This window comes from Paraburkholderia hospita, assembly GCF_002902965.1.
Classification (GTDB): domain Bacteria; phylum Pseudomonadota; class Gammaproteobacteria; order Burkholderiales; family Burkholderiaceae; genus Paraburkholderia; species Paraburkholderia hospita.
Genome location: NZ_CP026105.1, coordinates 2842467 through 2854946 on the forward strand (window position 1 = coordinate 2842467; position 12480 = coordinate 2854946).

Consider the following 12480-nt stretch of genomic DNA (forward strand, 5'->3'; position numbering starts at 1 on the left):
CGCAACGGTCGTTGGCAGTCGCAACCTTTCGCTTAAAGCTGCAATGAATTACAAATAGCATGCGACAGATCATCTTGTCGAAAACCGTCGATCCTGGATGAAGCAAGACGGTTCATGCGACGACGGCACGTACACCCCAGCCGCCATTCACGACAAGCCATCCGCTCCGCGTGGCGATATTGGACTTTGGTCTAATATCGGTGTCTGAGCTTGTGATCTATGGTCTCCAATAAGGGTAGTCGGTGCGTCCGGGCGCCAGGCCTTGCTGCCAGCACTTAATGCTGACCGGAGGGGACGTCGTTCACCGCTTCGTGGGAGCATCGACAAGATCGAATCCATCGCCAGGTCTTACTTCAGCTTTGCGCATGCGTGGCACGCCTTCACCGCTATTCGGACGGTGTGTGACAACGCGCAATTCACGCAGTTGAGCGATACCGAGGAGGTGAGAATGAAGAAATCATTTACGTGCAGGATCGGCGTCGTTTTGGTCGCCGTGATCCTGGGAGCATGCGCGGGCGGGTCTGGTTCTGGGTCTGGGTCTGGGTCTGCGATGAATGTCGCGGAGAATTCCGGTTTCCTGAGGGATTACTCCCGTCTGGCGGAGACCAAGGACAGCCAGGGTAGGACCATTCGGGCCTGGGTGAGCCCCAAGCTGACGCCCGCCAACTACAACGCGATACTGCTCGATCCGCTTATCTTTTATCCGGAGCCCAGGCCGAACGATCAGGTGAGCGCCGAGACGCTGCAACAAATTCTCGCCTACTCCAATGACACACTTAAGCGGTCACTCAGTCAGCGATTCAGGATGGTCGATCGGCCGGGGCCGGGCGTGCTGCGCCTTCGCGGTGGGTTCACCAGCGTTGCGTCGGAGGGCGAGGGCCTCAAGCCGTACCAGTACGTACCGATGGCCTTTGTGGCCACCATGGCCTTAAGGACCGCGACGGGTACGCCTCAACGCGCCTTCATCGTGATCGAGGCCGAGGGAACGGACAGCGTCACGGGTGAGTTGCTGGGCGAGAGGGTACGGATTGGGACGGGCGAGCGCCTCGCCCAGGTTGCAAGGCAACAGGTCATGACGTTGGACACGTTGAAACCGTTACTGGACGATCTAGCAGGTTCTGCCTTTCCGGAACTGTCGCAGTACGTCAAGGCCAAGTGAGACGGATCGCATCTGGCCGCGCAGATAAATACCTCACCGGCCTGCGACGAGACCCGACGGGGCGTCATGCGAGCAACTGGAGGAAGCCTCGGGTGTTGCATAAAGGAGGGAAACTGGAAGTGATTCGGCTCGATGTACGACCTGCGATTGGTCAGGTCGATCTGGTATGACGACAGTGATCGGCTTGAGGCGCTGAAGCTTGGCGTAGAACCGGGCGTTCTCGACGGTCGAGGGAAGGGCCGCATATCGGCTTCAACGGGCGGATCGCGTTCACTGTGTTTGTTACTCGCTTTGCGGGCGAGATTCGGTCAACGCGGCAACTGGGCGACTACTGGGTCCAGAGAAGTACATCGCATCGAGGTCCGGCCTGGGAGCGCCGGTCGTGCGCGCATCCACTCTCCTTATTGCACCGTGTAAGGCCCTCTCGCAATGACCACCGGACCAGTTTCAGTCATGTGGTGAGAATCATGACCCTGCCGGCGGTAACGATCATGTCGGATCGCGCAGACGCTTCAGGAGGTCCGCCGGATATCGGCCTGGCGACGCGAACTGCGAGATGCTTGCGGCACGCAACGGCTGGAGTGGCCTTGCTCTGGTCTGCGTTGACCTCCGCGCAGGAGATGGAGCCGCGCGCCTATTCGGCAGTTCCCGTCGGAACTAACTTCGTGGTGGCGAGCTACGCTCGATCGACAGGTGGCGTTTCGCTCGATCCCACGCTCCCAATCACAGATGTGAACGCCAAAATCAACACGTTCCTGCTCGGCTACTCCCACAGCTTCGGAATCGCGGGACACGCCGCCAGCATCGCCGCGGCCGTACCATTTAGCAACGCCGACATAACTGGAAACGTCCAAGGTGTTCCCGGGAACGCGTGGCGATCGGGGCTGGGAGATGCGAACTTCAGGGTTGTGGTGAATCTGCTGGGCGGTCCCGCACTTACGCCGGAAGAATTCGCGCGGCGTCCGCCAACCACCACGCTGGGCGCCAGTCTGACCGTTATCGCACCGACAGGCCAGTACGTGCCGTCCCGCGTGATCAACGTAGGATCAAATCGTTGGTCGTTCAAGCCGGAATTGGGCCTCTCTCACCCATTCGGCGACTGGTTCGTGGAAGGTTCGGCCGGCGTGTGGCTGTTCACCGACAACGATGATTTTTTTGGAGGCCATAAGCGCAGCCAGGCGCCAATGCCCGTTTTTCAGTGGCACGGAGGCTACACGTGGCGGCCTGGATTGTGGCTCGCGGCAGACATGACGTACTTCGCGGGCGGGCGGACGAGCGTAAACGGTGTAGCGGATCAAGACCTCCAACGCACTATGCGGTACGGCCTCACGTTGTCTGTTCCGCTTGCTGCGCAATGGTCTGCGAAACTGGCATGGTCGAATGGTCTGATAACACGCGTCGGGGGCAATTTCCAGACCATTTCTCTTTCACTGCAATACCGCTGGTTCAATCATTGAAGGTTAGCTACAGGCTATCTGACGCGGCTTGGCGGCCGGATATCGCATGCTGCTACCGGCGGCCGACGAGAAAAAACGGAGGTAACATGCGCCACCTACTCATTTTCTTCATTGTCTTTGCGTGCACATCCAGCAGCGTGGTGGTTGGCTTGTATCTACGTAAGGTGTTACCCGAACACCACCTTAGCGAACAATCCGCAGGTGTTGTAAGGCTCGCAACCGGCCTGGTCGCGACCATGGCCGCGTTAGTACTTGGGCTGCTGATCTCGTCAGCAAAAGGCTCTTTCGACACGGTAAGCAGTGAGCTCATCGACTCTGCCGCCCATGTCGTACGCCTTGACCGCGTGCTGGCCAAATACGGATCGGAAACGCAACCGATTCGCGAAGCGCTCAGGCAAAAATACGCGGCGATGCTCGAAACACTTGCTTCCGATGATCCTTCCCGACTGGCGAGAATGGATGACCCCGAAGCTGTCCGCCGTGTCGAAGACTTCCAGCGGCTCGTAGAGGGGCTTTCGCCACGGGACGCTACGCAACGTGAGCTCAAGACGCGCGCACTCCTGCTTGTTGATGAACTGTTCGCTACGCGCTGGCTGGCGATACTGAAGGAAAAAGTTCCCATTCCCATGCCGCTTCTGGTAGCCCTGGTGTTATGGCTAGTCGCCATTTTCGGGACGTTTGGTTTGTACGCCCCCCACAACGGCACGACGATCGCTGCGTTGCTCGTGTCTGCCTTGTCGACATCCGGGGCGATATATCTGATCCTCGAACTGAACTCGCCGCTCGATGGAGTCGTTCGCGTCTCGCTGACCCCGCTGCGCGAAGCACTCGCCGTTCTCGGAAAGTAACAATGGCCAATCGCAGAGATCGGAGCAGCCCCGCCTGTTCCCTATATGGGCGCTGCGCCAAAATGCCTGTGGGCGACGGCGCTACGTGGTAGCGAACATCGTTGGCGCGGGGATACGGGCTCATATGCACGGCAACTTTGGCCGATAAGCCCTTCGCCCCGGTCCCAGCGCGAAGGTCCGTTGTTTGAGCGGAGCGGCCATTTGAATGGCCGTCTAAGCACGAAGGCGAACGGCTGCAGTTGGCCGATTGCGGCCGTTGCGTTGCTCTCGTGTGAGCAACCCGCCCACCGCCATTGCTGCCACGGCATTGATTTTCTATCCTCGGTGGCTTCTTCATTCCATGAGAGCAGTGCTTTAAAGCTCGGTATCCGACGGCGAGCTTTGTCGGTAAGAATCGCGTCGTATTCAACATCAAGGGGAACGATTACCGGCTATTCTTGGCGACCGTCTCAGAATTGTTCGACCCTTGGGTGTTTTTCGCAGAACGCCGGTCCGGCATCCCAGTAATGCGGAAATCGTGGCCGGTGGATGGCCGGCCCCTCCACGCGGTTCGCCCCGGCGTCAGGCTCGAATCATCAGGGTCGGATGATAGCGCCAGACCTTCGGATCGGCGCTCAACAGCGCGATACCTTCATGCAGCGCCTGCGCGATCATGACGCGATCGAATGGATCCGCGTGGTCATCGTGCAGCGGCAGCGCGGCGACCGCCTCCGCGTGCTCACCAGCAATCGGCAGCTCGGCGAAGCCAGCCAACCGAAACGCCGAGCGAGCATCGTGCGGATGCACACGCAGGTTGCCCTTTGCATGTTTGATCGCGATCTCCCAAATGGCTGCGGCGCTCACCAGAAGCGTATTGGCCGGATCCTCGATCAGGCGAATTGCCTCCGACGACAGCTGCGAAGCGCCTTCGGCTGCCCACAGCGCGATATGCGTATCGAGCAGCACCCTCACGGCGCCAGCCCTTGCTGTGCGCTCGCGTCGAAGTCCGCGGCGATCGCCTCGTCGCCCGCGTTGAACGCTTCAACGGTGGCCGGTATGTCCAGTCCGGCGAGCAGGTGCCGAGCAGCGCCGATGCGCCGCGGTGCGGTAAACGGTACCAGCCGCGCGACAGGGGTGCCGTTGCGCGCGATGACGACTTCGCTTTCCTCGCCTAGCTCGAGCCGCTCGACCAGGCTCGACAATTTCGATTTCGCGTCATGCATGTTGACCGTGAGCATTGCACCCCCGAAGTTAGCTAATCAATGTTAGCTAGTATGCCGGCGTTGAGCGCAAAAGACAAGCAAGCCCCGCACCTTTTGCCGATCGCTGCTCGCGGAAAGTGATGCAACTCGCAATTTCCCCTAATCCAAGCCGCGTTCACAGAAGCGCTAACCGGTTCGTCATTTCTGCTAGCGCGCCTTGGCTGGATCGAAGTGTCTATAGTAGTCCTAATAGTAACGGTTCGTCGCACGAAGGGAAGTTGGCAGTCTCACTGAGGGGTGCCGTTCTGGGCCGTCTGGTACGTCATCGGCATGGCGCTTCCCGCCGTGGCGGGCGCGCTTCTCGGGCCGCGATACTTGCGATGGTAGAAGGCCGACCGACCGTGCATTCGACAGAGACGCGACTGAGAGCCCTGCTCATCAGCAGCATGAGCGGCGACGCCGTGGCCTATCACACTTTCCTGAGCGAGCTGACGCGCCACTTGCGCGGCTACCTGCGCAAACGCATTCCTCAGCTCACCGACGACGTCGAGGATCTCGTCCAGGAGATCCTGCTTGCCGTCCACAATGGACGCCACACCTACCGGCCCGAGGAGCCGCTGACGGCGTGGATTCACGCGATCGCGCGCTACAAGCTGATGGATTTCTTCAGGGCACGGGCGCGCTGCGAATCGCTGCACGATTCCATCGACGATCACCTCGACATCTTCTGCGCGTCGGACGACGAACCATTGGCGGCACGCCGCGACATCGGCAAGCTGCTCGATCAGCTGCCCGACAAGCAGCGCTTGCCGATTCTGCATGTGAAGCTCGAGGGTCTGTCGGTCGCCGAGACCGCGCAGCTGACAGGGCTCTCGGAATCGGCCGTCAAGGTCGGCGTGCATCGCGGACTCAAGGCACTCGCGGCCCGGCTGCGCGGGGTGGCTTAAGTAGTTGCTGTCTGAAGCCAGCAACTCTCCTTCACCCCGACCCCTGCACTGCAGCCTCGCGAAGCAAAAAATTTCGTTCGCTGTAACCCGGCGTCAATATCCGGCGAATTAACTGGCGTATCCACCACGGATACCTTCCATTCTTACTCTTGGAGAGATTTCATGTCCGCAAAGATCAATGTCAGTGCTGCCCTGCTCGCCGGCGCAGTTGCAAGCCTTCTCGCATCGGCGGCGCATGCCGCGCCGCTCACCAAGGCGGAAGAAAGTGCCGCTCTCGCGGCTCACAAGGAAAAGTGCTATGGCGTCGCGCTGAAGGGGCAAAACGATTGCGCGGCCGGCCCGGGCACGACCTGCCAGGGTACGTCGGCGGTCGATTTCCAGGGCAACTCGTGGAAGTTCGTTCAGGGTGGCACGTGCAAAAGCATTCAGGTGCCGGGCGGCGGCCACGGCTCGCTCACGCCGACCTGATCGCGCAAACGACAAGAGGGACGGGACGACCATGAGCGATTCCAAGAGATCAGCGGCGGCGAATTCGCTTGGCCGTCCCCGTCGTTCGGCGCCCGGCGCTACCGGGCTTGCCGGCACCAGCTTCAAGCACGCACACCTCGCCGCAATTCTCGAAGACGGCCTGCCGGATGGATTCTTCGAGGTTCACGCCGAGAACTACATGGGCGCGGGCGGACCGCCGCATCGGGCGCTTGCCGCAATCCGCGAGCGCTACCCGATTTCGCTTCACGGCGTATGCATGTCGATCGGCGGGCCGGATACGCTCGACGTCCGTCACCTTGCGCGCTTTCGCGAACTGGTGGAGCGCTACGAACCCACGCTCGTTTCCGAACATCTCGCGTGGTCCTCGCACGGCGGCACGTTCTTCAACGACCTCCTGCCCCTGCCGTACACGAAAGCCACGCTCGACAAGGTGTGTGAGCACATCGACCAGGTTCAGGAAGCCATCGGGCGTCCGATGCTGCTCGAAAACCCGTCCACCTATGTTGCCTTCGCGTCGTCAACCTTGAGCGAGCCGGATTTCATCCGCATAGTCGCGCAACGCACGGGTTGCGGTCTGCTGCTGGACGTCAACAACGTTTTCGTCTCGGCGGTCAATCATGGCTACTCCGCGTGCGCCTACCTCGCGGAATTTCCGCTCGAATACGTGGGCGAAATACATCTGGCCGGCCACAGCGAGCAGCATGACGACGAGAACACACTGCTGCTCATCGACAGTCATGACCGGGCCATCGCTGATCCGGTCTGGGATCTTTACCGGCATGTCGTGGCACGCACCGGGTCGATACCGACGCTGATCGAGTGGGACAGCCATCTTCCTGCGTGGCCGGAACTGCGGGCTCAGGCGCTGGCGGCTCGACGGATCGTCTCGGAGCACGAAACTGGAGAACGCCGGCCATGAAGCCTGAGTATCGTCCTCTCGAATATGCGGCGGCGTTCGCGCCGGGTTTGACGAATCCGGAGACGACGGCGCCCGAAGACGTCGTGGCCGCGCGCGGAAAAGGCGTGGTCAAGCGGTACAACGTTTATCGCAACAACGTCACGGTCAGCCTCATCGACGCGCTGGCCGCCACCTATCCCGCCGTCCAGCGCATCACGGGCGTCGAGTTCTTCCGCGCGATGGCGCGCTTTCACGTCCGCGCCACGCCGCCGGTTTCGCAGCTGTTATTCGAGTATGGGCGGGATTTCCCCTCGTTCATCGAGTCGTACGAATACGCGCGCGACATGCCCTGGCTGGCGGATACGGCGCACATCGAACGCGCCTGGCTGGACGCGTATCACGCGGCGGACGCCGCCCCGCTCAAGGCTGAGGCTTTGGTGAGCGTCGATCCGTCATCGTTGGCGCACGTGCGATTCGTCCCGCACCCTGCCGCGCGAATCGTGCGGTCGCGCTATCCGGCCGTCGCGATCTTCGCGATGAACCGCGCGGACGGCCCTGTTTCCCCGCAGTTTTCGAGCGATGCGGAAGATGCGCTCGTCACTCGGCCGGACGAGGACGTGATTGTTTCGCGCCTGCCCGCCGGTGGCGCCGCCTTCCTCATCGCGCTCATCGAGGGCGAGCCGCTCGGCGCCGCGGCCGAAGCGGCGTTCGAAGAGACCGATTCCTTCGACCTGCCGGCCAATCTGGCAGCGATGATTTCAGCTGGCGTGTTTACCGGCATCCAACAGGGGGAGTAATCAAGATGTCGACTCGACAAGACACACGACTGTCCTTCCCGCGCATCGTCGCGAATGCAATCGTGCGCGCGCAACGCCTCGTCGAACGGCTCGCGCAACCGTGGTTCGTGCAACTTGTGCTGCGCATTGCGCTGGCCGTGCCGTTCTGGAAATCGGGCATCCTCAAATGGCACGGTTTCCTGCAACTCAACGATACGGCCATCGACCTCTTTACCGATGAATTCCGGCTGCATCTGCCGGGCGGCCCGTATCCCTTTCCGGCCCCGGCCGTCTTCGCCTTCCTTTCCGCTTGCGGAGAGGTCACGTTTCCGGTGCTGCTCGTGCTCGGCCTCGGCACGCGGCTCGCCGCCGCGGGTCTGCTTCTGATGACTTGCATCATCGAATTGACCGTGCCGGACGGCTGGCCGATTCATATCACCTGGGCGGCCATGGCGCTTGGCATCGCCGCTTGGGGACCGGGCCTGATTTCGATCGACTATCTGCTTGGAGACCGTGCGAACAGGTCATGAAAACGCGAGATCTGGTCACCCGGCTAGCCAGCGACATCTCGCCGGTCAAGCGCAACGCCGTCCCCAAGCTGCTCAATTGCGCGCTGATCTTCGGCCTTGCCGGCAGCACGGTCCTGCTGGTCGCGCTGTACGGTGTCCGAAGCGACATGCCGGAGCTGATCCTCACGACGATGTTCTGGGTGCGCCTTATCTTCCCGCTCGCGATTATCGCTGCGGCCATGAAGCTCGCGGAGCGGCTCGGACGCCCCGGCGCGCCGCTCAAGTTTGCCTGGTTCGCGGTCGCGCTGCCCATCGTCACGATGCTGCTCGCCGCCGGAAGTATTCTGATGGCAACGCCGCCGGGCTACCGGCTTCAGCTGATGCTCGGCACGACATGGCGCACCACGACGGCGAGCGTCGTGGTGCTGTCTTTTCCGTCGCTCACCGCCATGATGCACGCCATGAAGCAGCTCGCGCCTACCCGCCTCGCGGTGGCCGGCGCGGGCGCGGGCCTGCTGGCCGGCGCACAGGGGCTGCTCGTTTACTCGCTGTATTGCTCGGAAATGGCCGTGCCGTTCTGGGGCGTTTGGTACGTGCTCGCGATCGCCATTACCACCACCATCGGTGCGGCCATCGCGCCGCATTGCCTGCGTTGGTGACGTTCGCGGTTTGCGGATGGCTTCGGCACATTCGCCGCCCGGGGTTCGCGCCGTTAGACTGAAGTGTTAGAGTCGAGGACCGGTTCGCCCGTCGTGCCGGTCGTCGGTTTCAGGCGTGACGATACAGAGGTGGTCCTGCCCGATGGTCGCCATGATGCAACGTTCATCGTCGCGGGCTGGAACGGCCGTTTAAGGGGCGGAGCTGACCTCTGATTGTCCGAACAACGATGGGAGCGAATGACCCTTCATGGCTGATCCGAGACGGTGGTCGCGACAGCAGAGCCGGTTACCCGTCTCCCATGCGGCGGTCACAATTTACTTGAACGAACGACCATCTCAGAAATCGCCGTTAGCCGCACTCAAACATCGTCATCTCCCACTCCCCGGCGACCTCGTCGTGGCGCAGAATATAGACGGCAGCATCATCGCCTCGGACCTTGAAATAGCGGTGGTCCGGCGCAAGCCAGCAGTCGAGTACCTCCACGACCCGGATCCGGCGTTTTCCAAGAAAGAACACACGTGGTGTCTCCTCGCCCCGATAGCCGGCGTAACACTCTACCCGAATGCCCATATTGATTTCCTCCTGCTGATCCGGCGATTCCGGGCTAACGTTGCTTGAGGCCGTGGAAGGTACGCGGCGGCACTCAATAGGCAACGTTGAACGTCGGCGAGTCTTCCAGCGGCCCGTCCAACCAGCTTGCGATTCAGTCGTTCCACGATTTGGTCGGCGCTCAATAGCAGCATGCGTCGATCAGTTTCCCGGCTGATGCTGTCAACCATGCGCCGTATGCCTTTCTTCGAAGGACGCTTACCGAGATACGCCCTGTCGGTTTTATGACAGTAGCAACACCCGAAGGTGTAGCCGAGGAAGTCAAAACGTTCCTGCGGTATCCGGCAGGGATGGGCTTTATCGTCATTGACCTCAGCTTGAGCTTCGCCATCCGGTGACGCCGATGGTCATAGATGCGGGTGGTCGCGATGTTTGCATGCCCCAGCCATTCCTGGAGCTTCGCGCAATCGGCCACGCGCTCGAGCGCATTGCTCGCCGGCGTCGCGCCCAGTCTGTGCACACCGAAGCTGTTGATCGCGATCTTTGCGGGCGCTGCGCAAGCCACCGCGGGGAACATCGGACGACGGTCGCCGCAAAGTGGCTGAAGCAAAGCAGGCCCACGCACTGGCGGTCACTGCAAGCCTTTGTTTTCGCCGCAGGCATTATGGGAGCGGTCACGCCCGCAACGGAGACCGTGCACTGCCGCCTTTTTCCGGGCGTCAGCCAGTCACGTCCTGTTCCACATGCTTCAACGCCTGCAGAAACGATGAACACCACCAGTGAACGTCGAGCTTGCGGATCCGGCTCAGCAGCGCCTCGTGCCGCTGGATCCGTTCTTCGAGGGGCATCGAGAGCGCACGCTGGATCGCCTCCGCCGTGCCCTGTGTGTCGTACGGATTGACGAGCAACGCCTCCTTCAGTTGCTCTGCGGCGCCCGCGAAGCGCGACAACACCAGCATCCCCGGGTCGGCCGGGTCCTGGGCGGCGATGAATTCCTTCGCGACCAGGTTCATCCCGTCGCGCAAAGGGGTGACCAGTGCCACCCGACTCGCGCGGTATAACCCGGGCAAGCGCCTGCGGGCGACATTGCGATGGATGTAGCGCACCGGCATCCAGTCCAGTTCGCCGTAGTCGCCATTGATCGCACCGCACAGGCTGTCCATCTGGCGGCGCAGATCGTCGTAGGCACTGACGTCCTCGCGGCTCGGCGAAGCAATCTGGATCAGGGTAGCGCTGTTGCGGTTTTCCGGATAGCGCTCGAGCAATGCCCGGAACGCCTGGACACGTTGTGGCAGTCCCTTCGAATAGTCGAGGCGGTCGACGCCGAGCAGCAGGCGGCGCCGCGCGTATTCTTCGCGCATCCGCAAAAACGTCTCACGCCCTTCCTTCGCTTGCGTGAGGCGAATGAAGTCGTCGACGTCGATGCCGATCGGGTAAGCGCCCACCCGAAGTGTCCGGTTGAACGCGCGGAAGCGTTCTGGACTCAACTGTTCAGCCTGTGCTTCCGCTTCAATGTAGTGGGAGAAGTGCGTCACGTCCGTCTCGCTCTGGAAGCCGACCAGATCGTAGGCGAACAGCGAACGCATCAGCCATTCCTGCTCCGGGATCGCCGCCATGATCAGGCGCGGGGGCATCGGAATATGCAGGAAGAAGCCGATGCGGTTACCACATCCCAGTGCGCGCAGTTCGGCGGCGAGGGGAATCAGATGGTAATCGTGCACCCAGACCAGATCTTCAGGCTTGAGCAATGGCAGCAGCTTCTGCGCGAACAACCGGTTCACCCGCCGGTAGCCCGCGGCGAAGCGGGTATCAAACTTGGCCAGGTCCAGGCGATAGTGGAACACAGGCCACAGCACGCCGTTGGCGTAGCCGAGGTAGTACGCGTCGTGATCTTCCTGGTTCAGATCCAACGTCGCCAGCGTCACCTCGCCGGCAGACTGGAAGTGAAGCTGGCCTTGGTCGGCACGGTCGGTGACCGCTTCGTCCTGAACCCTGCCGCTCCAGCCAAACCAGAGCCCCCCGGTCTGCTGCAGGCTTTCCCGCACGGCCACCGCGAGTCCACCGGCAGCGGGTTTGCGGGGATCGGCGATGCGATTGGAAACGACGACAAGGCGGCTCACGGATTCCTCCTGTTGTGGCGCGCGAAGGCGGAGCGGGCGGGAGCCATTCAGGGAGCAACATCCCCCGGACTTGCCACGGCCAGGTGTAGCGGCTCGATAACTTCCGACGCAGGAACCGATTACATCGGGGTTTGTAGAACCACATTAGCTGAGAATGTCGGGACGCGTGGGAGCACATTACGTGAGAACGGGCCCCGCTTTATGTGATAACAGCCTGATTGCATCGGCCAGAAACCACATTCCGCGAGAATGCCCGCGGGTCTCAGCCAAGGTAGGTCTTTAAGTCTGCTAACGACCCCCTTGCCGTCATTCGAATCGCCGGCATGGCAACGACCGCTCTCAACCTGAGCCGCCATTCAACTCTCGAGAAAGCTGACACTCGCGAAGTGCGATTGCCGCCCCCAAGGGATCATTGAGAGAATCTTGCAATAGGATCAAGCAAGTGGAATATCACGCCCCCCCGAATGAGCAACCTTTTCGCATCAGCCACCTTCGCTGCAGGCGCCGTACACCGTCCCAGCGCTCGACTCACTTTCGGACGTCCCCGTGGACGCAAATGCGCGAATGTACGCCCGCTAGAAAGAGTCGAGGCGACTCGGCAGCGGCCGCGCATGGTCGGACGATCCATCCATCGCGATAGTGACTCAATCGGCGAGCGAACCACGAGGAAGGTCGACTTTGCCAGCCTCCCGGTGACGGCGAGTGCTCATCGCCCCCGGCCACGACATAGCGTGTATAGCGGACAACGCCCGTCGCAGCCTTGGATTTACAAGGGGTTTGAAACTTACCCCGTGGTCTTCGCGCGCGCGTTCCACCGCGTCGATAGGCATCCCCGCTAGGCGGAAGGCTTCGACGTAGCGGTACGTGTCTGCCGGTCCGGTGCTGGC

The 12480-nt window shown here is 61.5% G+C and carries 15 protein-coding genes and 1 pseudogene; 11 read left to right on the forward strand and 5 right to left on the reverse strand.

Going from position 1 to position 12480, the window contains the following annotated elements; genetic code table 11:
- Positions 1-448 precede the first annotated feature (448 nt).
- From C2L64_RS12840 to C2L64_RS56250, 4 genes and pseudogenes are all read left to right on the forward strand, one after another.
- Entirely contained in the window at positions 449-1159 is a 711-nt protein-coding gene (locus C2L64_RS12840) for a DUF3313 domain-containing protein (RefSeq protein WP_051058143.1), read from the forward strand.
- Between the two features lie 467 nt (positions 1160-1626).
- The gene (locus C2L64_RS12845) at positions 1627-2616 is read left to right on the forward strand and encodes a transporter (RefSeq protein WP_007578008.1); all 990 of its coding nucleotides are present in this window, start codon (positions 1627-1629) and stop codon (positions 2614-2616) included.
- Between the two features lie 86 nt (positions 2617-2702).
- Positions 2703-3464, forward strand: a complete 762-nt coding sequence (locus C2L64_RS12850; RefSeq protein WP_007578007.1) for a bestrophin-like domain — start codon at positions 2703-2705, stop codon at positions 3462-3464.
- A gap of 395 nt (positions 3465-3859) precedes the next feature.
- Positions 3860-4120 (forward strand): annotated as a pseudogene (locus tag C2L64_RS56250) (hypothetical protein); the annotation flags it as partial.
- Here the strand turns inward: C2L64_RS56250 and C2L64_RS12860 are convergent.
- Positions 4026-4415, reverse strand: a complete 390-nt coding sequence (locus C2L64_RS12860; protein WP_007578058.1) for a type II toxin-antitoxin system VapC family toxin — start codon at positions 4413-4415, stop codon at positions 4026-4028. The pseudogene C2L64_RS56250 and the gene C2L64_RS12860 sit on opposite strands and share 95 nt — an antisense overlap.
- Positions 4412-4681: a type II toxin-antitoxin system Phd/YefM family antitoxin gene (locus C2L64_RS12865; protein ID WP_007578059.1), complete on the reverse strand. Its 270-nt coding sequence runs from the start codon at positions 4679-4681 to the stop codon at positions 4412-4414. The genes C2L64_RS12860 and C2L64_RS12865 overlap by 4 nt, the downstream gene beginning before the upstream one ends.
- Positions 4682-4975: 294 nt before the next feature.
- Between C2L64_RS12865 and C2L64_RS56255 the strand changes: the two genes are divergently transcribed.
- The 7 genes from C2L64_RS56255 (at position 4976) to C2L64_RS12900 (ending at position 8923) form a co-directional block, all read left to right on the forward strand.
- Positions 4976-5032: a hypothetical protein gene (locus C2L64_RS56255; protein ID WP_407671767.1), complete on the forward strand. Its 57-nt coding sequence runs from the start codon at positions 4976-4978 to the stop codon at positions 5030-5032.
- Positions 5026-5592 carry a sigma-70 family RNA polymerase sigma factor gene (locus C2L64_RS12875; protein WP_007578060.1) on the forward strand — a complete coding sequence of 189 codons (567 nt, stop codon included), beginning with the start codon at positions 5026-5028 and terminating at the stop codon, positions 5590-5592. The genes C2L64_RS56255 and C2L64_RS12875 overlap by 7 nt, the downstream gene beginning before the upstream one ends.
- 162 nt (positions 5593-5754) lie before the next feature.
- The gene (locus tag C2L64_RS12880) at positions 5755-6060 is read left to right on the forward strand and encodes a BufA1 family periplasmic bufferin-type metallophore (protein WP_007578061.1); all 306 of its coding nucleotides are present in this window, start codon (positions 5755-5757) and stop codon (positions 6058-6060) included.
- Positions 6061-6091: 31 nt separating this feature from the next.
- Positions 6092-7000 carry an MNIO family bufferin maturase gene (gene bufB, locus C2L64_RS12885; RefSeq protein ID WP_007578062.1) on the forward strand — a complete coding sequence of 303 codons (909 nt, stop codon included), beginning with the start codon at positions 6092-6094 and terminating at the stop codon, positions 6998-7000.
- Positions 6997-7776: an HvfC/BufC N-terminal domain-containing protein gene (locus tag C2L64_RS12890; RefSeq protein WP_007578063.1), complete on the forward strand. Its 780-nt coding sequence runs from the start codon at positions 6997-6999 to the stop codon at positions 7774-7776. Before bufB ends, C2L64_RS12890 begins: the two co-directional genes overlap by 4 nt.
- A gap of 5 nt (positions 7777-7781) precedes the next feature.
- Positions 7782-8285 (forward strand): DoxX family protein, encoded by a 504-nt coding sequence (locus C2L64_RS12895; protein WP_007578064.1) that lies wholly within the window; start codon positions 7782-7784, stop codon positions 8283-8285.
- Entirely contained in the window at positions 8282-8923 is a 642-nt protein-coding gene (locus C2L64_RS12900; protein ID WP_086909112.1) for a DUF1109 domain-containing protein, read from the forward strand. Before C2L64_RS12895 ends, C2L64_RS12900 begins: the two co-directional genes overlap by 4 nt.
- A 349-nt stretch (positions 8924-9272) precedes the next feature.
- On the opposite strand, the gene C2L64_RS12905 is transcribed toward C2L64_RS12900, so the two are convergent.
- From C2L64_RS12905 to otsA, 3 genes are all read right to left on the reverse strand, one after another.
- Entirely contained in the window at positions 9273-9494 is a 222-nt protein-coding gene (locus C2L64_RS12905) for a hypothetical protein (protein WP_007578068.1), read from the reverse strand.
- A 160-nt stretch (positions 9495-9654) separates the two neighbouring features.
- Complete coding sequence (locus tag C2L64_RS54525; RefSeq protein WP_081498774.1) at positions 9655-10050, reverse strand: site-specific integrase; 396 nt, start codon at positions 10048-10050, stop codon at positions 9655-9657.
- Positions 10051-10192: 142 nt separating this feature from the next.
- Positions 10193-11593: an alpha,alpha-trehalose-phosphate synthase (UDP-forming) gene (gene otsA / locus C2L64_RS12915; RefSeq protein ID WP_086909113.1), complete on the reverse strand. Its 1401-nt coding sequence runs from the start codon at positions 11591-11593 to the stop codon at positions 10193-10195.
- Positions 11594-12480 lie beyond the last annotated feature (887 nt).